The organism is Bacillus sp. XB1 (assembly GCF_053557995.1).
Map to the genome: position 1 here is coordinate 1 of NZ_JBNRIL010000004.1, position 25937 is coordinate 25937.

The 25937-nt window shown below is 35.9% G+C and carries 23 protein-coding genes; 19 read left to right on the forward strand and 4 right to left on the reverse strand.

Annotation, left to right across the window (positions count from 1 at the left end):
• Positions 1-223: mersacidin family lantibiotic (locus ACK1U5_RS23040; protein WP_274416299.1), on the forward strand; the 223-nt coding region annotated here is incomplete at its 5' end.
• 155 nt (positions 224-378) lie between these two features.
• Entirely contained in the window at positions 379-3537 is a 3159-nt protein-coding gene (locus ACK1U5_RS23045; RefSeq protein ID WP_048568714.1) for a type 2 lanthipeptide synthetase LanM family protein, read from the forward strand.
• 37 nt (positions 3538-3574) lie between these two features.
• Here ACK1U5_RS23045 and ACK1U5_RS23050 read toward each other — a convergent pair whose 3' ends face one another.
• Both ACK1U5_RS23050 and ACK1U5_RS23055 read right to left on the reverse strand, forming a co-directional pair.
• Positions 3575-4228 carry a response regulator gene (locus ACK1U5_RS23050; RefSeq protein WP_000582194.1) on the reverse strand — a complete coding sequence of 218 codons (654 nt, stop codon included), beginning with the start codon at positions 4226-4228 and terminating at the stop codon, positions 3575-3577.
• 5 nt (positions 4229-4233) lie between these two features.
• The gene (locus ACK1U5_RS23055; protein WP_000595466.1) at positions 4234-6549 is read right to left on the reverse strand and encodes a sensor histidine kinase; all 2316 of its coding nucleotides are present in this window, start codon (positions 6547-6549) and stop codon (positions 4234-4236) included.
• A 116-nt stretch (positions 6550-6665) separates the two neighbouring features.
• Here ACK1U5_RS23055 and ACK1U5_RS23060 point away from each other — a divergent pair, with 116 nt between their 5' ends.
• Positions 6666-6833: a hypothetical protein gene (locus tag ACK1U5_RS23060; RefSeq protein ID WP_000617614.1), complete on the forward strand. Its 168-nt coding sequence runs from the start codon at positions 6666-6668 to the stop codon at positions 6831-6833.
• Position 6834: 1 nt separating this feature from the next.
• Here ACK1U5_RS23060 and ACK1U5_RS23065 read toward each other — a convergent pair whose 3' ends face one another.
• Entirely contained in the window at positions 6835-7764 is a 930-nt protein-coding gene (locus ACK1U5_RS23065) for a polyprenyl synthetase family protein (RefSeq protein WP_000640553.1), read from the reverse strand.
• Positions 7765-8031: 267 nt separating this feature from the next.
• Here ACK1U5_RS23065 and ACK1U5_RS23070 point away from each other — a divergent pair, with 267 nt between their 5' ends.
• From ACK1U5_RS23070 to eno, 14 genes are all read left to right on the forward strand, one after another.
• On the forward strand, positions 8032-8286 hold the full coding sequence (locus tag ACK1U5_RS23070) for a response regulator transcription factor (RefSeq protein WP_000757187.1): 255 nt from the start codon (positions 8032-8034) through the stop codon (positions 8284-8286).
• A gap of 19 nt (positions 8287-8305) precedes the next feature.
• On the forward strand, positions 8306-10462 hold the full coding sequence (locus ACK1U5_RS23075; RefSeq protein ID WP_001151549.1) for a peptidase domain-containing ABC transporter: 2157 nt from the start codon (positions 8306-8308) through the stop codon (positions 10460-10462).
• On the forward strand, positions 10446-11918 hold the full coding sequence (locus tag ACK1U5_RS23080) for a S8 family peptidase (RefSeq protein WP_000656185.1): 1473 nt from the start codon (positions 10446-10448) through the stop codon (positions 11916-11918). The genes ACK1U5_RS23075 and ACK1U5_RS23080 overlap by 17 nt, the downstream gene beginning before the upstream one ends.
• Before the next feature lie 94 nt (positions 11919-12012).
• Positions 12013-12897: an ABC transporter ATP-binding protein gene (locus ACK1U5_RS23085; RefSeq protein ID WP_000863493.1), complete on the forward strand. Its 885-nt coding sequence runs from the start codon at positions 12013-12015 to the stop codon at positions 12895-12897.
• Positions 12898-12900: 3 nt separating this feature from the next.
• Positions 12901-14121: an ABC transporter permease gene (locus ACK1U5_RS23090; RefSeq protein ID WP_001243609.1), complete on the forward strand. Its 1221-nt coding sequence runs from the start codon at positions 12901-12903 to the stop codon at positions 14119-14121.
• Between the two features lie 19 nt (positions 14122-14140).
• A complete protein-coding gene (locus tag ACK1U5_RS23095; protein WP_001210632.1) occupies positions 14141-14338 on the forward strand; it encodes a hypothetical protein in 198 nt (65 codons plus the stop codon).
• 449 nt (positions 14339-14787) lie between these two features.
• A complete protein-coding gene (gene rpoN / locus ACK1U5_RS23100) occupies positions 14788-16095 on the forward strand; it encodes an RNA polymerase factor sigma-54 (RefSeq protein ID WP_000647952.1) in 1308 nt (435 codons plus the stop codon).
• Between the two features lie 9 nt (positions 16096-16104).
• Complete coding sequence (locus ACK1U5_RS23105) at positions 16105-16350, forward strand: glutaredoxin family protein (protein ID WP_000869730.1); 246 nt, start codon at positions 16105-16107, stop codon at positions 16348-16350.
• Positions 16351-16485: 135 nt separating this feature from the next.
• Positions 16486-17514, forward strand: a complete 1029-nt coding sequence (gene cggR / locus ACK1U5_RS23110) for a gapA transcriptional regulator CggR (RefSeq protein ID WP_001258185.1) — start codon at positions 16486-16488, stop codon at positions 17512-17514.
• Between the two features lie 26 nt (positions 17515-17540).
• On the forward strand, positions 17541-18545 hold the full coding sequence (gene gap, locus ACK1U5_RS23115; protein ID WP_000161236.1) for a type I glyceraldehyde-3-phosphate dehydrogenase: 1005 nt from the start codon (positions 17541-17543) through the stop codon (positions 18543-18545).
• A 139-nt stretch (positions 18546-18684) separates the two neighbouring features.
• Positions 18685-19869: a phosphoglycerate kinase gene (locus ACK1U5_RS23120; protein WP_001036350.1), complete on the forward strand. Its 1185-nt coding sequence runs from the start codon at positions 18685-18687 to the stop codon at positions 19867-19869.
• Between the two features lie 32 nt (positions 19870-19901).
• On the forward strand, positions 19902-20657 hold the full coding sequence (tpiA, locus tag ACK1U5_RS23125) for a triose-phosphate isomerase (protein WP_001231038.1): 756 nt from the start codon (positions 19902-19904) through the stop codon (positions 20655-20657).
• Entirely contained in the window at positions 20654-22183 is a 1530-nt protein-coding gene (gpmI, locus tag ACK1U5_RS23130) for a 2,3-bisphosphoglycerate-independent phosphoglycerate mutase (RefSeq protein ID WP_001231158.1), read from the forward strand. Before tpiA ends, gpmI begins: the two co-directional genes overlap by 4 nt.
• Before the next feature lie 30 nt (positions 22184-22213).
• Complete coding sequence (gene eno / locus ACK1U5_RS23135) at positions 22214-23509, forward strand: phosphopyruvate hydratase (protein ID WP_001142111.1); 1296 nt, start codon at positions 22214-22216, stop codon at positions 23507-23509.
• A gap of 51 nt (positions 23510-23560) precedes the next feature.
• Here the strand turns inward: eno and ACK1U5_RS23140 are convergent, their stop codons facing one another.
• Positions 23561-24511: a nucleoside hydrolase gene (locus ACK1U5_RS23140; protein ID WP_001125064.1), complete on the reverse strand. Its 951-nt coding sequence runs from the start codon at positions 24509-24511 to the stop codon at positions 23561-23563.
• Positions 24512-24863: 352 nt separating this feature from the next.
• Here ACK1U5_RS23140 and ACK1U5_RS23145 point away from each other — a divergent pair, with 352 nt between their 5' ends.
• Positions 24864-25232, forward strand: coding sequence for a CidA/LrgA family holin-like protein (locus ACK1U5_RS23145; protein ID WP_000673222.1), 369 nt, complete (start codon positions 24864-24866; stop codon positions 25230-25232).
• Entirely contained in the window at positions 25229-25921 is a 693-nt protein-coding gene (locus tag ACK1U5_RS23150) for an LrgB family protein (RefSeq protein ID WP_000078304.1), read from the forward strand. The genes ACK1U5_RS23145 and ACK1U5_RS23150 overlap by 4 nt, the downstream gene beginning before the upstream one ends.
• Positions 25922-25937 lie beyond the last annotated feature (16 nt).

Genomic DNA, 25937 nt, shown 5'->3' on the forward strand with positions numbered 1-25937 from the left:
ATACAAGTTCACAAAAGAAGAGTTAGTAGAGGCGTGGAAAGATCCACAAGTAAGAGAAAAGCTAAAAGACTTACCGAAACACCCATCTGGAAAAGCACTAAATGAATTAAGTGAGGAAGAACTAGCGGGAATTCAAGGGGCATCAGATGTACAACCAGAAACAACACCACTTTGTGTGGGAGTAATTATAGGAATAACGGCATCAATTAAAATTTGTAAGTAGATAGGTTTCATTCGAAAGGGGTGTTCATCTCCTTTTGAATGAAACAGATTCCAATATTCGAATGCGAAAAATCGAATGTTGGAATCTGTTTCCCCTGAAGGGGAGCCAATTTATTGGAATATGGATTTTAAAATAAGGAAGGGGATTAAATTATTATGTTAATTCACTCATATATAAATGAAAAGGCATTTGCGAAGAGTCTTAATTTGAAAGAGCGTTATAAAACGCTAAAGAGTAGAAGAGATTTATTATTATCGGAGGATTTAAATTTAGCCCAATTAAATAAATGGATAGATAAAATGTTTAGAAGTAATAAAGCTGATTTTGATTTTAAATTAAAAATGAATGAAATGACAAAAGAAGATTTTGCGAGTTTAATTGAGAAAATCCCTGAATCAAAAGAGCATTTATATATAGATGAATTAAATGAACATGTGAATTTGCGCGTGTTAGAAATAGGAATAGAGTTGTGTGAAAGTAAGCCATTAAGTTCAGAGGAAGATTTAGGGTTTATAGAATTTGTTAGGCCGTTTGCACTTTATGCAGCCGAAATGATAGATAGTTCGTTGAAATATAGATTAAATAAGATACGTTATGAGCATGAAGAGATTAAAGAAATGCTAGTGCGATCTTTAGTAGAAGAGTTATTAAATAATGCGGTGCGATCACTAGTCTTAGAATTTAATATTGCAAAACTAAGGGAAGAACTAGTAGGAGAGACTCCAGAAGAGCGATTTCTTTCCTTTGTCAGAGAGAAAGCTAGAAATAAGGAGAATTTAATTGCGTTCTATGAGGAATACGCAACATTAACACGAAGGTTAATTTTGAGAACAGAGTATTTTATACAAAATGTTCAAATGTTACTATTTCGTTTGAATGAAAATTGGCTACAATTACAAAAAGAATTTCAATTGCAGGATGTATCATTAAGCGAAATTAAGGTTGGATTAGGAGATACACATCAAGAAGGGAAAACAGTTGTTCAGCTTGTATTCTCTTCAGGTAAAGAAATTTTATATAAGCCAAAGTCTATGGAAATTACAAAATCGTACCATGCATTTTTAGAATGGATGAATGAGGTAAGTGGAAGTATACAACTTCCATCATATAAAGTTTTAGACTTTGGTGAATATGGATGGGAAGAAAAAATATTGTATAAACCGTGCTCTTCTAAAGAAGAGGTGGAGCGCTACTATTTACGTTTTGGTAAGTTGATTGGTTTAATGCATATGTTAAAAGGTGCTGATTTGCATTTTGAAAATATAATTGCTCATGGAGAGTATCCATACATTATTGATTCGGAGACGATTTTTCATCAATATCCAAAACTGAATTTTCCGGATAGTGCGGAAGTAAAATTGAAATATGAACAAAGCGACTCAGTGATAGGATCTGGATTGTTACCGCAAGCTATGTTTCAAAACATCGATGGAAAAGGTATAGATTTAAGTGCTTTAAATGGAAAAGAGCAAGATTTGCCGTTTAAGGTGTTGGCTTTAAATCAAAATAGTAAGGATGAAATGGAATTTACTATGAAAGAAGCTAAAAGTCAAAGTGCTAAAAATCTACCGAAACTTGGAGTAGAAGAAATTTATGTAGAGGATTATTTAACCTTTATTATTGATGGTTTTCAGGAAATGTGTAAATTTTTTATCGAGTATAAGGAAGAGATTTTATCAGAAAGAGGACCTTTAATTATATTTAAAGAAAATAAAATTCGCATTGTTGCTAGGGCGACTCAACAATATTGTAATTTCTTACAAGAGTCTACACATCCAGACTATATGAGAGATTCAATTTTATTGGAACAATTATTTGAAAGAGTATGGTATTACCCATATGAAAATAAGGAACTGGTCATTCATGAGATTCAAGACTTATTACGTGCGGATGTTCCTATATTTACGACTTTTACAGATTCACGAGATTTATATAGTAGTACAGGTGAAAGGATGGAAGACTTTTTTAAGGAGAGCGGTTATGAGCAAGTATATAATAGAATTTATCATTTTGATGATAAGGAATTGGAAAAGCAACGAGGATGGCTGAAGTTGGCAATACAGGGAAATAGAGATGTTGATATTAAAGTGGGAAGAAAAGGGGAGTATAGAAGTGAATTGTTAGAAAATCATCAGGAGACAATCTTGCAGGAAGCTATAAATATCGGAGAGGCTTTAGTAGAGAATGTAGTATTATCAGATGATAAAACAACGGCTTCATGGTTACAAGCAAATGTTATTCACGACAAGTGGTATGTTGCCCCTATGAAGCAAAATTTATATGACGGTTTAGGTGGCGTAGCACTATTCTTATTGTATCTAAATAAGGTTACAGGAAACGAAAAATATTTAGAGGTTGCTCATAAGGCGTTGAAGTCAGCGATGAACCCTTTATCGAAAGCGAAGGGGCTTCTATCGACATTCTTGGGTAAATATTCATTGTTATATCCATTAGCACATTTTCAATCTATAAGTCCTAGAAAAGAATATCAGGATTTTTTAGAAGAAATAAAAGTAGAATTAAAAGAAAGGCTCAAAGAAGAAGAAGAGTTTGATTTGTTAAGTGGCTCAGCAGGAGTTATTCAAGTGGCCCTTAATTTATTTGAAATGACAAAGGATCAAGATTATTTAGATCTTGCTGATATGTACAGTAAGCATTTGGTGGAAAATGTATCAATATTAGAAAGTGGAGTAGCGTGGAAGAATAAACATACTAACAGTTATTTAGGCGGTTTTTCTCATGGGACGAGTGGTATAGCTTGGAGCTTATGGCGTTCAGGGATTATGAATAGGAATCAAGAATATATTGATTTAGCTAAAAAAGCATTTGCTTATGATCGATCATTGTTTGAAAAAGAAGAAAGTGCGTGGAAAGACACAAGAGAGAGTGAGAAGAAGTGCTTACATCAATGGTGCCACGGTTCCACTGGAATAGGATTGAGTAGAGTTTTAGTAAGAAGCTATGAAGAAGATGTAGAAATGGACGAAGAAATTCGAGTGGCTGTAGATAATGTACGAAAGTATGGATTTAAAAATAATGATACATTATGTCATGGGAATATGGGGGACACGGAATTACTATTGGCTGTTTCACAGTTATATGGTAATAAAGAATTGTATGAACAGGCGTTACAAATTGGCATACAAGTTATTAATAATTATAGAGAAACTGGTAGTTATCAATGTGATGCACCAGATGATATTCAATCATTTGGTATGTTTGTAGGGATAGCAGGAGTTGGTATGCAGTTGTTAAGACTATTACAGCCGAATGAAATTCCATCCGTTATGACATTAGAAAATGTAAAAGGATAAATGAAAAGACATTCTACCTTTTGGTAGAATGTCTTTATTATACATTTACATTTATTATACCTTTTCGAACAGCTTCAGCTAATGCTTCAGAGCGAGAACTCACCTTGAACTTTTTAAACAGTTTCGTTAAATTATATTCAACAGCCCTAGAACTCATATATAATTCATCTGCAATTTGTTTATTACTTTTTCCTTTCGCGATGGATTCAAGAATTTCTAATTCTTTTTGTGTAATTGTAACATGGCTTGATGCTCTTTTCGTATCTAAGTTATCAACAGTCATATCTTCAACTCGAAGTTGTCGCAATAAAGAAATTGGAATTAAAGTATACCCATTTAAGACGGCCCGAATAGCCATTAATAACTCTTGCTGTGATGCTGATTTGCTAACAATACCGCTAATACCAGAATCTATTAATAAATTAAATTGTGATAAATATTCGAAGCCTGTATAGAGAATGATTTTTGCATCTGGTTGTATGTGTAAAAGTTTTTGAGCCACATCAAGTCCACTATAATTAGGCATGTTCATGTCTAAAAGATATATATCAAAAGGTGTTTTTGAACTTTGAGAAATTGCTTCCTGTTCGTTTAAAATGTATGTTGCTTGAATATCTTCTTCTAATTCGATCATATTTTTCGTACCTTCACCCACTATTTGGTGATCGTCTACAATCAAAACGTGTATCATTTTATTCACCTCGGTATAGTAATATTTACTTGTAGTCCATTTCCTATTTCTGAAATAAGCTGAATTTCGCCTCCTATTCCTTGAACGCGCCCTTTGATTCCGGATAAACCCATATGTTTATTTGAAGAATAGGGGGCTTGGGTATTAAAACCGATGCCGTTATCACGATAGTCTAGATAAATACAATTATTTTCTTCCCATAAAAATATATTAATTAAGGTTGCATTAGAGTGCTTATCAGCATTATTTAATAATTCTTGGATAATACGATAAATAGATAAAATTTTATCAAATTCGTAATGATTCTCCTGTATTGAGTCATATTCAAATTGAATTCGGAAATTAGTACGTAGTTGCATTTGTGCTAATAGCTCTTTAAGTGCACCTATAAGTCCAATTTCAGATAGAAGAGCAGGTTTTAATTCATTACAAGTGTCACGAATTTGTTGAATAACATCAAACATACCGAATTTTATTTTTTCTAATTGTCCCTGCAATTCACCTGGTACAGTATGTTCTTTTAATACGGTTTCTAGTTTACGATACCAGACAATTTGGTCTTGCAGGGCAGCGTCATGAAGATCCGCAGCAAGCCGACGCCTTTCAGTTTCTGAGATTTGAAATAGTAGGCGCGAAAGAGTTGCTGAGTGTGTTTTATTTGCTATGCTTTCTTTTTCTAAAGATTGAATGATTTGGTTAACTGAATTTAGGTTTTCATAAACTAGACGTACATATTTTACGATAGCAATAAACCAAGTTTTTTCATTGATATTAAATTTAATATTGTTGGTTTTATTTCCAACCCAAATGTAATGCTTTGTGTTTTGGGTAGAATATAAATAAATACCGATGCATCCGTCATCTTCTAATAAATCATTTATATACCCTGATTCCATTCCCCATTGTTTCTTTTTCGAAAGATTAAATTTTTCTGTTTCTCCGTAACTTTTATAACAATTGTATGTATTTTGTTTTGTATCAAACTCAATAAATTGTATAAAACACGGTTTTAGTAGGGAGATAATTTCATTCATAAATTTTTTCTCTAAATCTTTTACTTTCATAATGGAAGAAAGTTGTTGTGCGAATTGATCAATACTTACATGTAAATTGGTTTTGCTTCTGAATAATTGATTGCGAAATGTGAAATCTAATCGTTCTTTTATTACAAGAAACAGTATGTTTAAAGGGAAAATGATAATGAAATTTTGCATGAGTCTAATAAAGAATCGTTCGTCAGGATTAATACCCCAGCTTATAATTAATGTAATAATGATAGTTGGAAGTAATGAAAGCAAAGAGTAGTACCGAACACGATCAAACATAAAATCAATATCAAAGATTTGCTTTGTTAATATTAAATAAAAGTAGCCAATTGGAATGCAAAATAGGAATAATGCTGCAATATCAGCCCTAATAATGGCTGCATTAAATAATATCCTTGGAAGAGCATATAGCATTATAAATGGCCCGAAAGAAATACATTGGATAACTAACATAAATTTAAAAAAAGGTCTGTGTAAAGTATTTCTATATTTTATGTATCCTTTTAAAAGGAAATATACACTTAAAAGAATACTAAAACATAAATAAGCTAAATCTGTATAAGCAGAGACTTGTTGCAAATTTGGAAGAAAGGTAACGGATAATAAGCCGGTAGTAATAACGGTCATGTATAGGAAAATGTGAAATCTAATCACATTTTTATGTATAATAATAATTTCCTTCCGCTTAAACAGCTGATATAAAAATAAAGTAAGAAATAAAGATACACTTTGAAAAGAGATACTTATAATTAAGAGTCCGCCAAAATCAGATTTACTAGATATAGAAGAGGCGGAAAGGCTAATAGAGGTTGCTAATAAAAAAAGCATAAAATAACGCTCTTCTCGCCTTATAGCTTTATTTCTATAGACAATAAAGCATAAGCTTAAAATGGTCAGAGAAAAAATCATTGGTAGATATAATGTAATAATTAGCTCTTCGTTGTCTGAAGTAGCTGTTGTGCTATAAGTAGAAATCCTATCATTCTGTATAGTTTGAATTTCAGTTGCATTTAAAAATTGATTTTGGTACCGCTTGAAAACCCCTAAATAAGGATTCGCCCCATCCACTTTGTAAATTTCATCACCTGCTTTTAAGGCTGTTTTTGCAGCCCAACCCGACGTATCAATTTGACTGATTGTATATGTATTATGTTTTTCTTTAGAAGCGATAATGCCACTGTAAGGCTGATAAAACTTGTAGAGAATGTAACTTTGTATAATTAAGTAAAAAATTATTAATGAAATTACGAAATAAATTGGACGTTGTTTAATCATTGCTAGAATTACCTCACTATCATATATAATTTCGGAATCCCGCAATAGGATTGCGGATAATAGCAAAAGAATATGTAATAATATAAAACTATAAAAATTGGTGGGGTGAACGATATATGATTAGAGAATTAGTTGAACGTATATTAGAAGATATTCAATTTAAAAATGTGTGTAGTCAAGGAACAATAGCCATTGATGGTATATCAAAACAAGAATTAGAAATTATTTTAGGTACTTTAAATAAATCGTCTTTACTTAGTAAAGCTGCTGAGACATGGAAGTAAACTAAATTAGAGTATCAATTAACCTATCCTTATTTGCTTGACTGAGTGAAAGTTGTTCGATGTATCCTTTTGATTTGTATACATATAGGTTCTGCATAACGGAGCAGTACTCCATTGATCCACCGTACAGTAATATGTGTTTTAAAGAATCTAATGTTTGATTATTTAATTCATCATATTGTATCTCTTGATTAAAGAACTTTTTTATAAGTATAAAGTTATCATTTTTACTATTTAAATAATATAGTATTGGTAAAGTTTTCTTTAAATTAAGAAAATCATTTTTCTTATCCCATTGCATAATATCACGCATGTCGTTTTTTATTTGATTAATAACGCCTATACATAGTGCGTAGTTTTCAATTAAAGAACGCTGGATAGGGTTGATATTCCCTGTTCCTAATAAGCATGCAAGTTTAATTAGATATCCAGATTTGTGAGTTACCATATCAATATAATCTTTCTCGGAATGGATTTCATTTTTAAGATCTAGTTGTTGTCCATTAATAGAGTTTAAAATAGAAGAGTGTATTTCATTTTTGAGCCAGTTTTTCATTTGAATTGAAAGGGAAGCCTTGTCAATTTCTTGCAAACAAATAAGTAAAAATCCCATAATTATATTGAGATTTGTGGCAATTGGATGTTTTGTCCAAGGTCCTTCTAAGAAATCTTCGTCTTGAATATCATCCATAATATCTAGAGCGAGCATAAGTAATTCTATAATTGTTAGCAGTAATTGTTTTTCCTCTTCATTTTGGTTATCTTGAAATATTTCATAATGTACGAGAGTGATGTTAGCAAAACGAGTAGAATCATTGAATTTGTATTCAATATATTCTGAAGAACATTGACGTAATGTAGATTCGAAAAAATGTCCATAAACCAGTTTTTTTGCACGCAAAATTAATTCATTTTGTAATGAATAAATCACTCGTAGCTCCCCTTTTGTAAAAATTCGGAATATTCCAATTGTAACATAAGAGGGACATCTTCACAATTAAGCATATCGCAAATGCGATGTGTTTTTTTTATGAAGATGTTGCGGAGAATCCCGCTAATTTGTTTGCGGTAACTACAACATGCATTGCGGACAATAACGTTTAAAAGAAGGATATGATATGAGTACAGATTAAGACAACACAGTTTAATAAACGAGAAAAAATAATCTAATATGGATTGAGAATAAAGGAGGAGAATGATGAAGAAAGTTTTAAGTGGTCGAGAAAAAGAAGTAGCTGTGTTGATTGCACGAGGTTTGAAGGATGTTGAAATAGCAAGGGAGTTATTTATTAGTAGAAGGAGAGTGGGGGAATTAGTAGCCTCAATTAAAAGAAAGTTAGAAATACATTCAAGGGTCCAAATTGGAATAGCTGCATATTTTTTAGGATTAATTACATTTGAATTTAATTTTAATCATGGTAACCATGAGGGTGTTGCTATGATTAATAGTTAAAGAGATAGGGGGGAATAAAATGGCAAAGGTGCCCTTTATAGAACAGATGGAACATAGCGAATGTGGATTAGCCTCATTGGCGATGGTCTTTAGTTTTTATGAAAAGCATGTTTCGTTAGCTGAATTAAGAGAAGAGTTTGGTGTTCCAAAAGGTGGTACATCTTTATACCAGCTTATGCATATTGCTAGGAAAAATGGTTTTCAAGTAAAAGGATATAAAGCTGAATATGAAGCTTTAAGTGAAGTTAAATTACCAGCAGTTATCCATTGGGAACATAAACATTATGTAGTCCTAGAGAAAGTGACAAAAAAGGGGGCTATAGTTATAGACCCTGCTTACGGAAGAAATAAAATCTCTAAAAAAGAAATGGAGGAAAAGTATTCTGGATTTGTATTAACACTAGAACCAGATGAGTCATTTCAAAAACAAAAAGGTGTCTCTCATTTGCAATTCTTTTTATCGTTTGTGTTAGGGAAAAAGAAATTAATAGCTTTAATTGTATTAGCCTCTTTGATAATTCAGGCTTTTGCGCTGGTGATTCCATTTGTCACAAGTTGGATGACTGACCATGTAATTATTCCGAGAGATCCGAGCTATATGAATATGATAGGTTACAGCATTTTAGTATTGCTAATAAGTTATCAAGTATTTGCTTCGTTAAGAGGTTTCCTAATAGCGAAGTTGCAAACGGCAATTGATATGTCTTTAATGCAAAGTTTTATAGAAAAACTATTAAGTCTTTCTTATAACTTTTTTGAGAATCGCTCTATGGGAGAACTGTTATTTAGAGCAAATTCCAATGTATATATTAGACAAATATTATCTACTAAGGTAATTTCCTTTCTTATAGATGGAATTCTGCTTTTCACTTACTTATTTTTCATGTTTCGTTATTCGACCTTATTAGGATTCGTTGTGTTAGCAGTTGGGAGTGTTATATTCGCCCTACTTGTCATGAGCACGACTGTTTCTAAGAAGTTAGCTGATAAAGAGGTTTCGGCTCAAGCTCAAGTTCAAAGGATTTTGTCTGAGAGTATTAATGGGATTAGTGACGTGAAGGTTATGGGATTGGAAAAGCAAGTATATAAAGAATGGCAAGAACGCTTTGGTTCTCAGCTTATTCATGCAGAGAAGAGATCTATATGGACGGCATTGATGAATACATTAGCGGGTTCTATTCAATTTATCTTACCGTTGTTTCTACTTTGGTTCAGTGGACAACAGGTGCTAGCTGGAAATATGACATTAGGAAGTGTACTCGGCTTTAATGCGTTAGCGATTTCGTTTATAACTCCGATTATTTCCATTGGGAGTGGCTATGGTGAATTGATTTATATTAGCTCCTATATTCAGCGGATTTACGATGTAATGCATGCAAGATCGGAGAGAGAGGTCAATCAATTTTCAGGAATTAAGAAACTGAATGGTGATATTGAGTTTGACAATGTTTCTTATCGTCACAATTATTTCAGTGAAGATGCAATTCAGAATGTTTCATTTAAAATCAAAGCGGGTGAGAAGGTTGCAATTGTTGGGGCGTCTGGGTCTGGAAAAAGTACAATTGTAAAAATGCTTCTCGGACTATATACACCAACGAATGGGAAAATTCGATTTGATGGGATTGAAAGCGAAAAGTTAAATTTGAAATTTTTAAGGAAATCAATAGGCGTTGTTTTCCAAGAAGCGAGATTGTTTAACAAAACGGTAGGAGAAAATATCATTGCGCAAAGGAAAGGGGTGCCTCCGAATGGAGTAATTGAGGCATCGAAGCAAGCGAATATATTAGAAGATATTATGATGCTACCATTAAATTTTCAAACGATGGTATCTGAATTTGGAGTTAACTTCTCTGGTGGGCAAAGGCAAAGATTAATATTAGCTAGAGCATTGGTAACAAACCCATCTATTCTAATATTAGATGAGGCGACAAGTGCACTTGATACATTGTCTGAAAGAGTTATTGATGAGAATTTAACTGATATGTTATGTACAAGGATTGTCATTGCACATAGGTTAAGTACGGTTAAGAATGCAGATAAGATTATTGTTATGGATAAGGGAGCAATTGTAGAGATAGGATCACATACAGAATTACTTGAGAAGCAAGGGTATTATTATCAATTGTCAAAAGCTCAGGAAGTAAAAGGAGGGATTAAAAGTGAAAGATTGGCCTAAATATCGAAACACTATGGCGAAAATAGGTGCTGGAATTACAGTAGGATTATTATTAAACCTTCCTATAGTTGGAGTTAGTACGATAAGCGCTGAAGAAATGAAACATAATCAAATTAAAGAAAATTCGTATGTGTTTACATTGAGGCAAGGTGAAAATACGGATGAGATGATAAAGGAAATTAGAGATAAATATCCCGATTTAAAGCTAGAAGTAATAAAAGAAATTAAGATGCTGAATATCGAAGGTGATAATTTAGAAAGAGTACAAGAAGCGAAGCAGTATTTATTAAAAAATTATAAAGGGATAATTGAAAAAGCAGGTAGAGAGGATGTAGTGGAATTAAAGCCGCCCGCTATAGTAAAGAAACCTTCGAATATAACAAAATACGCACCTTCACAACTAGAACAAGAAGAGGTCGATTATAGCAAATGGAAATGGGATGTCGATAAGGTAACAGAAAATGGAGAGAGCTATAAAATTGAACAAGGAAATCATAGTGTAAAGATTGGTGTTATTGATAGTGGGATTGATGTAAATCATCCTGCGCTAAAGGGAAATATAGTTAGTCAGGGGAAAATTTTAGTTCCGAATGTAGAATCAATTGAAGATAATATTGGTCATGGAACAATGATTGCGGGGTTAATAGCTGCTGATGGGAAAATAAAGGGAGTAGCGCCCAAAATTGGGATTGTACCATACAAAGTATTTCAAGGTAGTTCTGCGGATTCAAGCTGGATTATTAAAGCTATTGTAGAGGCTGCAAATGATGGTATGGATGTTATTAATTTAAGTTTAGGAACATACAAGTCCATTAAAGATCCAGAAGAAGGAGCTGTGTACTTAGCTTATAAAAGAGCAATAGAGTATGCGAATAGTAAAGGGAGTTTGCTAGTGGCTTCCTCTGGAACAGAAGGATTCGATATTTCAAATCCTTTTCAATTAGCTAAGCAAAGAGGATATGAAAACGACTTGCAACTTCATATGCCAGGAGGTTTACCGGGGGTAGTAACTGTTGCGGGAACAAATAAAGATGATCGATTAGCTTATTACTCTAATTATGGAACCAATGTTGATATTGCAGCTCCATCAGGAGATTATGGATCTTTGTGGGAAAGTGAAAAAGTGGGAGATGAAACAGCTATGGTATTAACCACATATCCTACAAACCTTCCGCAATCCCAGCTAAGTGAATGGTTAGGGTTTGATAGAGGGTATGAGCTAATGATTGGAACGAGTCTAGCAGTTCCTAAAGTGTCTGCTACAGCCGCACTTGTAATTGCGGAATATAAAGAAAAATTTAGGCTGAAGCCTAGTAATGGATTTGTTAAAACAAGATTATATCAGGGGGCCAAACCCGCATTAGATGACGGAAAAAAGTACTTTGGAAAAGGTATTGTAAATGCGAAGGGTGCACTTGATTTTCGAAATACAAATTTCAAAAAATGGGAGAGATAAAGATGAATTTTAAAAAGTTTTTACTTATGATTGGTGGAATTGCTTTAGGAATGGCAGTTATTTACTTTATTAAACAGTAAAGGGGATGTTATATATGGCATTTGAAATTCAAGGATTAAATAAAACATTTGGTGAATATAAAGCCGTTAATGATTTAAATATACGTGTAGAAGAAGGTGGAATTTTAGGGATGCTGGGCCGAAATGGTGCTGGTAAGACGACAACGATTCGTATGATCTTAGATTTAATCAAACCGGATAGCGGCCAAATTCTATGGAATAATCGCCCTTTTTCAAAGAAAGACCTATCTATTGGCTATTTACCAGAAGAGCGTGGATTATACCCGAAAATGAATGTAGTGGAGCAATTGGTGTATTTCGGCAAGTTAGAAGGAATGCCAGCTAATCTTGCAAAAAGGCATGCGTTACAATGGCTAGAAAAATTAGAAATGACACCACATTTAAAGAAGAAAACAGAGGAATTGTCAAAGGGAAATCAACAAAAAATCCAATTGATTTCAGCGATATTGCATAATCCGGAATTCATCATACTAGATGAACCATTTAGTGGATTGGATCCTGTAAATGCAGAGATGTTAAAAAATGTTGTGCTTGAGTTAATTGCGCAAAGAAAAACGATTATTTTTTGTAGTCATCAAATGGACAGTGTAGAAACGTTCTGTGAGGAAATTTGTATTATGAAAAACGGTCAACTTGTATTATCGGGTGCTTTGTCAGATATTAAGAAAAGTTATCAATATAAATATATGACGTTGCAAACGGAAGGGGATATTGAACCTATTCTTAAGAAGAAAAATTTCAATTTTGAAAAAGTTAATCGTACGTTCATGATTAAAGTTAATGATGGAGAGGATGCATTTTCGCTGCTTGAAGATATTAAAACTAAACAATATATCCGAGATGTTTCTATTAAAGAACCTTCTTTACATCAAATCTTTGTTGAAAAGGCGGGTGCATAAGTAATGAGGAATTTCTGGATTGTTTTAGGGCAAACATACTGGGACCGTGTGAGAACGAAAATATTTATTGGGATGACATTGTTATTAATAGGAGGAGGGATATTCTTATTCTCTTTTCCAACTTTAGTACAAAAGTTTTCTGGGGAGAAAGAAAAAGCAAAGGTTGTATTTATTTCTGAAGCACCCAATGTTACGGTGGATCAATCTAATCTTAGTAAAGCTCTGCCAGAATGGGATTGGTCTTTAGGAGATAAAACAAAATTAAATCAATATAAGCAACAATTGTTAGATAAGAAAGTCGAAGCGCTCTTTATATTAAAAGAGGGTGCGGGTGCTGAACCAGTATTAGATTACTTTATGAAGCTAGATAATCCTAAGTTGATTCAAAGTGCACAGGTATTTGTACAAAATCAGTATTTTCAAAGTGCGGTAGTTAAGCAGCAGTTATCAGAAGAGGCTGTGAAATCATTGACGATGAACGTGCAAGCGACAAAGCAAAACTTAAATAATGAAGAAACAAGTTCATTTTTACTAGTATATTTATTAGTAGCGATTATGTACTTAGCGATCACTTCATATGGAAATGCTATCGCGACAGCAGTTGCATCAGAGAAAGCCTCACGTGTTATGGAAGTGATGGTCACAAAAGTATCTCCTGTCCATATGGTTTTCGGGAAAATTTTAGGAGTCGGTCTTGCTAGTTTGACACAGTTATTTATCTTCTTCTTTAGTATGGCGCTATATATTAAATCTGGAATTTTTAAGGTATCGGATTCGTTTTTTGGAGTGAATATTGATGTAAATATGATTACAGGTGAGCACGCTGCATATTTCTTGTTATATTTTGTTCTCGGTTACTTCGTTTATGCGGCACTTTTCGCAGTGTTTGGTTCTATGGTAAGCAGGCCAGAAGAATTATCTGGAACAACGATGCCAATTACTCTTATATTGATGGGAAGCTTAGTGGTGGAGTTATTAGTAGTACTTGATAACCCTGAAGGGCTAGTATCAAGAGTGACATCATATGTACCGTTTACAGCTCCGATTAGTATGGTAGTTAGGATTATTAATGGATCCGTTGGGAGTTTAGAAATTATTACATCTATGGTTGTATTATTAGCTAGTATCAGCTTAATTGCTATGTTTGCAGCGAAGGTCTATCCGAAAGGCGTGTTAAGAAGTGGTAAGAGCCTTAAATTTAGTCAATTGTTAAAAAATAATTAATTGTAGGGGGGAATAAATAATGAGATTTTTTTCGAAAAGAAAACAAAAAATGATGGATAGTAGTGGCGAGAGAAGCGTGAAAAAAATAGTTGAGTTGTCTGTGGAAGAGATGAGGGGAATTCAAGGAGCGTCTAGTGAATCAAATGATTATCTCTATGATTCCTATGTAATTAGGAATCAAAGTTCCTTAGCGTTGAATAAAAGGTTTCTTCCTTAATAAAAATCACAAAAGAGTAGTTAGGCATAGTGAAGCGTCACTATACCTAAACTGCTCTTTTTATTTTGGAATTGAACAGAGAGAAATTTAATGTTGTTATATATAAAATTAAGAGTTACTATTAGTATGTGGTTGTAAAAAAGTTTATCCCGCATTAACGGGCAGTAAGACCCCCACCTCAAAATTCAGCGGAAGCAAAGAAGTTAGGTGGGGGTCGGACTGCCCGTAAAAGCCCGATTGGTAAGGGCTAATAATCAGTGGGGATGGACAAAACCCCCCACTGATTAAAGTTTCACTTTATTATTTTCTTTCAATATTATTCAAATTTCGGTTGTAAGTTGTAAATCTCATTAATACATATAAATTAATAATATTTTGGAATGGGTGTCTGCGTGAGGATTCTCCTTTTACCAAACTTATTGTACAATAGAAACAAGGGGGAGATTAGTTTGAAGGCAAGTCTTTTACAAGAACAAAGCTTACGTTTGGCAATGACACAAGAGTTAAGGCAAGCGATTACAATGCTCCAGTATAATGTACAAGAATTATCTGAGTTTTTGTATGAGCAATCGTTAGAGAATCCCCTTATTGAGTTAGGTGGTTTTGAGAGGGAGAAGAAAAAGAGCTCTAACAACAGTAAAAGTACCAGCAAACAAGTCGAGAATCAGATGGAGATCTACAGTGTGGATTCTACAACGATTCAGCAACATTTATTAAATCAAATACAGTATTATAAAATAGATGAAGAAGAGCGAAAAGTAGCTTCTTTCATTATTATGAACATGGATGGAAATGGATATTTACAAGAAACGAATGAAGAGTTAGCAGAGCTCCTTTCTGCACATATTCATGTAGTCGACCGTTCTGTAGAGCTTGTCCAATCACTGGAGCCAGCAGGGGTAGGGGCGCGTAATATTCAGGAATGTTTAACCTTGCAATTGAAGCGCTTACAAAGACGTAATGGATTAGCAGAAGAGGTTGTAGAAGATCATTTCGCTTATTTTGTGAAGAAAGATTGGCGAAAGCTCGTTCAAGTGTTGAAGTGTAGTAATGAGGAATTGCAGATTGCGGTAAATTGTATAACGTCATTACAACCAAAACCAGGTCTTGCGTTTTCTTCAGATAAACCACTTTACATTGTACCTGATATGGCGGTGAAAAAAGATGGCGATCGCCTCGTTTTACAAATGAATGAGAGAAATATGCCGAGAATTGAAATTCATTCCGAATATAGTGCGCTTCTTAATAATAGTGAAAGTGAAGTAGCATCTTACGTATCAGAAAAGTATCAGCATGTGCAGTGGATTATGCGCAGTTTGAAGCAGAGAAAACAGACATTGCTGCAAGTAATGACTATTATTATGGAAAAACAACGTGATTTCTTCTGGAAAGGTCCAGAGTATTTAAGACCTCTCGCTTTAAAAGAGGTAGCGGAAGAGTTAAGTGTGCATGAATCGACAATTAGTCGTGCGACGCGAAATAAATATGTGCAAACACCACACGGTTTATTTGAGATGAAATCGTTCTTTAGCAATGCCGTTTCGACGACTGAAGATGAAGCAGTTTCTACAAAACGTGTAAAACAATTTATTCAAACGCTAATTGGGGCAGAGGATAAGAAAAAGCCACTTTCAGATCAAAAGATTTCAAAATTATTAGAAGAAGAGCATGAAATTGTTATTTCTCGAAGAACAGTGGCGAAGTATAGAGAACAAATGCATATCCCAGCTTCGTCATTACGAAAAACGATCGGATAGGTGAAGAAGATGAAAGTTGTACTGTATACTAAAAAAGATTGTGGCCTTTGCGTGAAGGCAAAACAAGTTTTACAGGAAGTACAATGTGAATATTCTTTTCAAATCGAGGAAATAGATATATATGAAGATAATGACCTTTTAGAAAAATATCACTTAATGATTCCGGTTGTAGAAATGGACGGAAAACAAGTAGAATATGGTAACATTCACAAAGGTGTCATAATAAACTATATAAAGAATGCAGTTAAGAGTTGAATAAGTTTCTATCTCCTGTTACAATAATACACGTAGCAGGGATTATTTTTTTAACCTATGTGGGACACAAAATGTCACTACGGGACGTAAAGTGACCACGAGGGAAAATGAACCGATGTAGTGAGGAGAAAAGATATGCGCTCATGGATTCAGAACACAAAAAAATTATTACCTGATCTGCTACCTGTTATGCAAACGAGAATGCAAATTCTTCAATACATTAGGCTCATGCAGCCGATTGGAAGAAGAAACTTATCAGCAAGTCTCGGTATGACAGAACGAGTATTGCGAAGTGAAGTTCAAGTTTTGAAAGAACAAAACTTAGTTCACGTCGCTTCTTCTGGAATGACTTTGACAGAAGAAGGAACAGCTTTAGTTCTTGCTTTGGAAGACTTTATGAAAGAAATTTCCGGGTTAAAGGTTTTAGAAAAGCAACTTAAGGAAACATTAGACTTGGATGAAGTTTTCGTTGTCCCTGGTGATAGTGATGAATCACCTTGGGTCAAACTGGAGATGGGCCGTGCTTGTGTGACTTGTATAAAAGACCGTCTGACAGCGAATAATATCGTTGCTGTGGCTGGAGGAACTACGCTAGCTGCTGCTGCGGACATGATGCAACTTGATTGCAAAGATTTACATATGCTGTTTGTCCCAGCACGTGGTGGAATTGGAGAAGGTGTTGAATTAGAAGCCAATACCATTTGTGCCAAGATGGCGCAAAATACGATGAGTAATTATCGCTTATTGTATGTTCCAGACCATGTTAGTAGCGAAGCATATGCGTCTATTGTGACAGAGCCTTCCGTGAAAGAAGTTCTTGAGTTGATTCGATCTTCCAATATCGTCATTCATGGAATAGGTGATGCGTTAACAATGGCACGTCGCAGAAGTACTTCAGAAGCAGATTGGTTAAAGATTCAGGCAAGCGAAGCGGTTGGCGAAGCTTTCGGTTACTACTTTAATGAAGAAGGAAATGTTGTTCATAAAGTAAGAACAGTTGGTATGCAACTAGAGGACTTACAAAATGTATCTCATGTTGTTGCAGTCGCTGGAGGTTCTTCAAAGGCAAAAGCAATACAGGCTGTAATTAAACAAGGGCACACTTCAATTCTAATTACAGATGAAGGTGCAGCAAAACAGTTAACAAAGGGTTTTACCCTTTAATATAATCCCCCAAGGAGGAAATTCAAATGACTAAAATTGGTATTAATGGATTTGGACGTATCGGACGTAACGTATTCCGCGCAGCTCTTAACAACTCTGAGGTAGAAGTAGTAGCAATCAACGACTTAACAGATGCTAAAACATTAGCTCACCTTTTAAAATATGACACAGTTCACGGAACTTTAAATGCAGAAGTATCTGCTAACGAAAACAGCATCGTTGTTAACGGTAAAGAAATTAAAGTTATCGCTGAGCGTGACCCAGCTCAATTACCATGGAGCGACTACGGAGTAGAAGTAGTAGTAGAATCTACTGGCCGTTTCACTAAAAAATCAGATGCTGAGAAACACTTAGGTGGATCAGTTAAGAAAGTTATCATCTCAGCTCCAGCTTCTGACGAAGATATCACTGTAGTTATGGGTGTTAACCACGAACAATACGATGCAGCTAACCACAACGTAGTATCTAACGCTTCTTGTACTACAAACTGTCTAGCTCCATTCGCTAAAGTATTAAACGAAAAATTCGGCGTAAAACGCGGAATGATGACAACAATTCACTCTTACACTAACGACCAACAAATCTTAGACTTACCACACAAAGATTTACGTCGTGCTCGTGCAGCAGCTGAAAACATGATTCCAACATCTACTGGTGCAGCTAAAGCTGTAGCATTAGTATTACCAGAACTTAAAGGTAAATTAAACGGTGGCGCTGTACGTGTTCCAACTGCTAACGTTTCTCTAGTTGACTTAGTTGTTGAACTTGACAAAGAAGTAACAGTTGAAGAAGTAAATGCAGCATTCAAAGCAGCAGCTGAAGGCGAATTAAAAGGTATCCTTGGATACAGCGAAGAGCCATTAGTATCTATCGACTATAACGGATGTACAGCTTCTTCTACAATCGATGCATTATCTACAATGGTAATGGAAGGTAACATGGTTAAAGTACTTTCTTGGTACGATAACGAAACTGGTTACTCTAACCGCGTAGTAGACCTAGCAGCTTACATGACTTCAAAAGGTCTTTAATTCTTAATTATATAAGTTATCAATGACAAAACGAGGGAGAGGGTTTGTTCCCTCTCTCTCTTCTTTCGTTTTAAAAGCAAATGTGTTAAGCTTTTGAGTGGGTTTTGTCAATCCTAACTAGTAGTCGGAGGGAAATCCAATGAACAAAAAATCAATTCGTGACGTAGATTTAAAAGGTAAGCGTGTATTTTGCCGCGTTGATTTCAACGTACCTATGAAAGAAGGCAAAATTACAGATGAAACTCGTATCCGTGCAGCTCTTCCTACAATTCAATATTTAGTAGAGCAAGGTGCGAAAGTTATTTTAGCAAGTCACTTAGGCCGTCCAAAAGGTCAAGTAGTAGAAGAAATGCGTTTAACTCCAGTAGCAGCACGTTTAGGCGAGCTTCTTGGTAAAGACGTTAAAAAAGCGGACGAAGCATTCGGACCAGTTGCACAAGAAATGGTTGCAGCAATGAACGAAGGCGACGTATTAGTTCTTGAAAACGTACGTTTCTATGCGGGCGAAGAAAAGAACGATGCAGAACTTGCGAAAGAATTTGCAGCACTTGCTGACATCTTCGTAAACGATGCATTCGGTGCAGCTCACCGTGCTCACGCTTCTACAGCAGGTATCGCAGACTACCTACCAGCAGTATCTGGTCTATTAATGGAAAAAGAGTTAGATGTACTTGGTAAAGCACTTTCTAACCCAGAACGTCCATTTACAGCTATCATCGGTGGTGCGAAAGTAAAAGATAAAATCGGTGTAATTCGTCATCTATTAGACAAAGTAGATAACTTAATCATCGGTGGTGGACTTGCTTACACATTCGTTAAAGCTTTAGGTCATGAAATTGGTCTATCTCTATGTGAAGACGACAAGATCGAACTAGCTAAAGAATTTATGCAACTTGCAAAAGAAAAAGGCGTAAACTTCTACATGCCAGTTGATGTTGTAATCACTGAGGAATTCTCTGAAACTGCAACAACTAAAATCGTTGGTATCGACTCTATCCCTTCTAACTGGGAAGGCGTGGACATCGGTCCTAAAACACGTGAAATTTATGCAGATGTAATTAAAAATTCTAAGCTTGTTGTATGGAATGGACCAATGGGTGTATTCGAAATGACTCCATTCGCAGAAGGTACAAAAGCAGTAGGACAAGCATTAGCAGATGCAGAAGATACATACTCTGTTATCGGCGGTGGTGACTCTGCAGCAGCTGTTGAAAAATTCGGTATGGCTGATAAAATGAGCCACATTTCTACTGGCGGCGGTGCGTCATTAGAATTCATGGAAGGTAAAGAGCTTCCAGGTGTAGTTTGTCTTAACGACAAATAAGTAGCAGCCAAAGAAAAAGGACGGTGCAAAGCATGCGTAAACCAATTATCGCAGGTAACTGGAAAATGAATAAAACTCTATCTGAAGCAGTTAGCTTCGTAGAGGAAGTTAAAGGTCAAATCCCAGCAGCTTCAGCTGTTGATGCAGTAGTTTGCTCTCCAGCTCTATTCTTAGAGCGCCTTGTAGCAGCAACTGAAGGAACTGACTTACAAGTAGGTGCACAAAACATGCACTTCGAAAAAAATGGTGCATTCACTGGCGAAATTAGCCCAGTAGCACTTAGCGACTTAAAAGTTGGCTATGTAGTACTTGGCCACTCTGAGCGTCGTGAAATGTTTGCTGAAACAGATGAGTCAGTAAACAAAAAGACTATCGCAGCATTTGAACATGGTTTAACACCAATCGTATGTTGTGGTGAGACTTTAGAAGAGCGCGAAAGCGGAAAAACATTTGATCTAGTAGCAGGTCAAGTGACAAAAGCACTTGCAGGTTTAACAGAAGAGCAAGTTAAAGCAACTGTTATCGCTTATGAGCCAATCTGGGCTATCGGTACAGGTAAATCTTCTTCTTCTGCAGATGCAAACGAAGTATGTGCGCACATCCGTAAAGTTGTTGCAGAAGCTGTTTCTCCAGAAGCTGCAGAAGCTGTTCGTATCCAATACGGCGGTAGCGTAAAACCAGAAAACATTAAAGAGTATATGGCACAATCTGACATCGACGGCGCTTTAGTTGGCGGTGCTAGCTTAGAGCCTGCTTCGTTCTTAGGTCTTCTGGGGGCGGTAAAATGAGAAAGCCAACAGCTTTAATCATTCTTGACGGTTTCGGACTTCGTGAAGAAACTTACGGGAATGCTGTAGCACAAGCTAAGAAACCTAATTTTGATGGTTACTGGAACAAATTCCCTCACACAACGCTTACAGCTTGTGGCGAGGCAGTAGGTCTTCCAGAAGGTCAAATGGGTAACTCTGAGGTTGGTCACTTAAATATCGGTGCTGGCCGCGTAGTATATCAAAGCTTAACACGCGTTAACGTTGCAATTCGTGAAGGCGAGTTCGATAAGAACGAAACTTTTCAAAATGCAATTAAAAGCGTAAAAGAAAAAGGTACTGCACTTCATTTATTCGGTTTACTTTCTGACGGTGGTGTGCACAGTCACATGAACCATATGTTTGCTCTTCTTCGCTTAGCAGCAAAAGAAGGCGTGGAGAAAGTTTATATCCATGCATTCTTAGACGGCCGCGATGTTGGACCACAAACAGCAAAAGGTTATATCGATGCAACGAATGAAGTAATTAAAGAAACAGGAGTAGGACAATTCGCGACTATCTCTGGTCGTTATTACTCTATGGACCGTGACAAGCGTTGGGATCGCGTAGAAAAATGTTACAGTGCTATGGTGAATGGTGAAGGCCCTACTTATAAATCAGCAGAAGAGTGTGTAGAAGACTCTTATGCGAACGGTATCTATGATGAATTCGTATTGCCGTCTGTAATTGTTAACGAAGATAACACGCCAGTTGCAACAATCAATGATGATGATGCAGTTATCTTCTATAACTTCCGTCCAGACCGTGCAATTCAAATTGCTCGTGTATTTACAAACGAAGACTTCCGTGAGTTCGATCGTGGTGAAAAAGTACCTCACATTCCAGAATTCGTATGTATGACACACTTCAGTGAAACTGTAGATGGATACGTGGCATTCAAGCCAATGAACCTTGATAACACTTTAGGTGAAGTTGTTGCGCAAGCGGGATTAAAGCAACTTCGCATCGCGGAAACTGAAAAGTATCCGCACGTTACATTCTTCTTTAGCGGTGGTCGTGAGGCTGAATTCCCAGGAGAAGAACGTATCTTAATTAACTCACCAAAGGTTGCAACGTATGACTTGAAACCTGAAATGAGCATTTACGAAGTAACGGACGCTTTAGTAAATGAAATCGAAAATGATAAACATGATGTTATCATTCTTAACTTTGCGAACTGTGATATGGTTGGCCATTCTGGGATGATGGAACCAACAATTAAAGCAGTAGAAGCAACTGACGAATGTTTAGGAAAAGTTGTAGAAGCGATTCTTGCAAAAGATGGTGTAGCACTTATTACTGCTGACCATGGTAATGCTGATCAGGAGTTAACTGCTGATGGTGGTCCTATGACAGCTCATACAACTAACCCGGTTCCTTTCATCGTTACAAAAAATGATGTAGAGCTTCGTGAAGGTGGTATTTTAGGAGATATCGCTCCAACAATGCTTACACTTTTAAATGTGGAACAACCGAAAGAAATGACAGGTAAAACAATTATTAAATAATTTGCTTATATAAAAAGGAGAGAATTTATTATGCCAACAATTATTGATGTTTATGCTCGCGAAGTCCTTGACTCTCGTGGTAACCCAACTGTAGAAGTAGAAGTTTATACAGAAAGCGGCGCTTTCGGACGCGCTATCGTACCAAGTGGTGCATCTACTGGTGAACACGAAGCAGTAGAATTACGTGACGGTGACAAATCTCGTTACCTTGGTAAAGGTGTTATTAACGCAGTAAACAACGTTAACGAAATTATCGCTCCAGAAATCGAAGGTTTCGATGTAACTGACCAAGCTGGTATCGACCGTGCTATGATCGAATTAGATGGCACTCCAAACAAAGGTAAACTAGGCGCTAACGCTATCCTTGGTGTATCTATGGCAGTAGCTCACGCAGCAGCTGACTTCGTAGGTCTTCCATTATACCGTTACCTTGGTGGATTCAATGCAAAACAATTACCAACTCCAATGATGAACATCATCAACGGTGGTTCTCACGCTGATAACAACGTTGACTTCCAAGAGTTCATGATCTTACCAGTTGGTGCTCCAACATTCAAAGAATCAATCCGTATGGGTGCTGAAGTATTCCATGCACTTAAAGCTGTATTACATGACAAAGGTCTTAACACTGCAGTAGGTGACGAAGGTGGATTCGCTCCAAACCTTGGTTCTAACCGTGAAGCTTTAGAAGTAATCATCGAAGCTATCGAAAAAGCTGGTTACAAAGCTGGCGAGAACGTATTCTTAGGAATGGACGTTGCTTCTTCTGAGTTCTACAACAAAGAAACTGGTAAATATGACCTTGCAGGCGAAGGCCGTACTGGCTTAACTTCTGCAGAAATGGTTGATTTCTATGAAGAGCTTTGCAAAGACTTCCCAATTATCTCTATCGAAGATGGTTTAGACGAAAACGACTGGGATGGTCACAAATTATTAACTGAGCGTATCGGTGATAAAGTACAATTAGTTGGTGATGATTTATTCGTAACTAACACTCAAAAACTTGCTGAAGGTATCGAAAAAGGTATCTCTAACTCAATCTTAATTAAAGTTAACCAAATCGGTACTTTAACTGAGACTTTCGAAGCTATCGAAATGGCTAAACGTGCTGGTTACACAGCAGTTGTATCTCACCGTTCTGGTGAAACTGAAGATGCTACAATCGCTGACATCGCAGTTGCAACTAACGCTGGCCAAATCAAAACTGGTTCTATGAGCCGTACTGACCGTATTGCTAAGTACAACCAATTATTACGCATCGAAGACGAACTAGGCGAAATCGCTGTTTACGATGGTATCAAATCTTTCTATAACATCAAACGATAATTGTAGAAAATAAACGACAGACCGTGAGAAATCACGGTCTGTTTTTTTATGCTAAAATTGTTCACCCGTCATAAGTGACATGAAATGTTTGAAGAAGCGGTTATAGTCAAAATCAATTGCGATTTGATGAACCGGCCAATCAATAAATGGCTTCTGGTTCACTAGAGAGCGAAATTCCCCTATGCTTGCTCCTTGTGCAGAGGATTCTGTCATGACAACAATAGGTGATTTATGATACGTGAACATAGAGTTATCAAATAAAGCGAGTATTGGCATTGTGTCATGGAAGGGGCTCCCCTTTAAATGTGGTAGGGCGTCTTTATAATATCCGTAGTAATAATGATCAAATAACGGTTTGACAAGTGGAGCTTTTCCTTTTGCCTCAATGTATTCTGCCATTTCTGGTGTAATGATGGAGTATTGAGTGACGTTTAATGGGTATATGTACATGTTAACTGCGGATTGAAGGACTATATTAGCAGCAGTAGGATCGCCATAAAAGTTTGCTTCGGAAATAGGGGTAACATTACCAGGATGTAAAAAGGCACCGCCCATTACGTAGTAAGATTTAATTTGTTTCATTAACTGTTTGCACATGATAAACAAAATTGCTAGGGAGGTAAGTCTTCCTAAACTCACAATGATTAATTCATCTTTATACTGTTCAATAAGAGGAATGACTTCAAAAAAATTCTCCATTTCTCCGTTAGTCACATTCACCTTTGGAATAATTGGACCGAGCCCCTGTTTCCCATGTACATCCGTAAAAAACGCAGGTGAGGCACCAGTAAGGGGACGTTCTGAACCACCGAATATCTTGATATTTCTATTCTTTGTTTCGTTATTAAAAAAATGAGCATTTTCTACGGCCGTTTTTTTTGGAACATTGCCGTAATCAGCAACGATACCGACGATTTCTATTTCATCGATAAAGAATGCTAAGAGGAGAGCCATCGTATCATCAATCCCAGGATCACAAAAAATGAGAACTTTTTTGGGCATATGTTCACCACCTATCTTGTTTATCCGGTACAAATCCGCTTGGTGAGGGCTAATAATTAATGGGGATGAGGAAAACCTCAATGATTAAAGTTTCACTTTATATATATGTAAGTTTAAGGATAAAAAGATTATTTTATTGAAATAATAGTCTTTTAAATTCAGAAAATAAAAACTTTTTATATTAGGTCAAGGTTTTTGACGTAATTTTCGTTTAGAAATGCAGTCATATCAAGGTTGTAAGCGTATAACATAGGCTGTTTTTGCTGTCAAGTTGATAAATTGCAGCTTTTTACAATTTATACTATGATAAAGATATTAACAGAAGATCGTATAAACATGAGGGATGATGAACATGAAATTTACAAAGATTCTTGTCCAAATTGCTGCTCTTTACGTGTTTTATATGGTTGGAACTTGGGTGCAAGAAATGTTAAATATTCCGATTCCAGGAAGTTTGATTGGAATGTTCCTCTTACTTGTTTTACTTAGCCTAAAAGTTCTTCCAGTGAAATGGTTCGATTTAGGAGCAGAAACACTCGTTGCTATTATGCCGTTTTTATTAATTCCGCCAACGCTTGGCCTAATGAATTACGGTGCTTTTTTTATGAGTAAAGGAATTTCTCTTTTCATTACAGTTGTAGCGAGTACATTTTTAATTATTATTGTCGCAGGACATACAGGACAATATCTTGCGAATAGGAAGGAAAGAGAGTCGCGATGAGCCAAATATTAATCGGAATCGGTTGGGTTCTTTTTACGGTGCTATTATATCAATTATCTAAAAAAATCTATAAATTATTTCCAACACCATTCACCATTCCAATGCTTGTAGCAACTGGATTAATGGCTTTCCTATTTATCGTGCTTGATATACCATATCAACATTATATGGAAAGTGGTGGTGGCTGGATTGCAAAGCTACTTGGACCCGGTGTTGTAGCATTTGCAATTCCTCTTTATAAACAACGTCATGTTCTGCAAAAATATGTTGTACCGATTGCTGGCGGGGTATTAGTAGGTACAACAGTTGCAATCGCTAGTGATTTTGCGATTGCTTCACTTATGGGAACGGATAAAAGCTTAATCTTATCGTCATTACCAAAATCGGTGACAATGCCAGTTGCGATGAGTGTTTCAGAGCAAGTCGGTGGTGTACCTTCCTTAACAGCAGCTTTCGTTGTTATCGCAGGTATTACTGGAACGATTACAGGACCCCTTTTATTAAAATGGAGCCGTGTTACAAACTCAGTTGGTAAAGGTATCGGATTTGGATGTGCTTCTCATATTATGGGCGTGATGAGAGCGATGAAAAATAACGAACATGAAGGTGTTATTGGATCGGTAACAATGACATTAACAGCAATTTTGACATGTTTACTTGGACCGTTATTTGCGATGATGTTTATGTAATAGAAGAAAAGCGAGA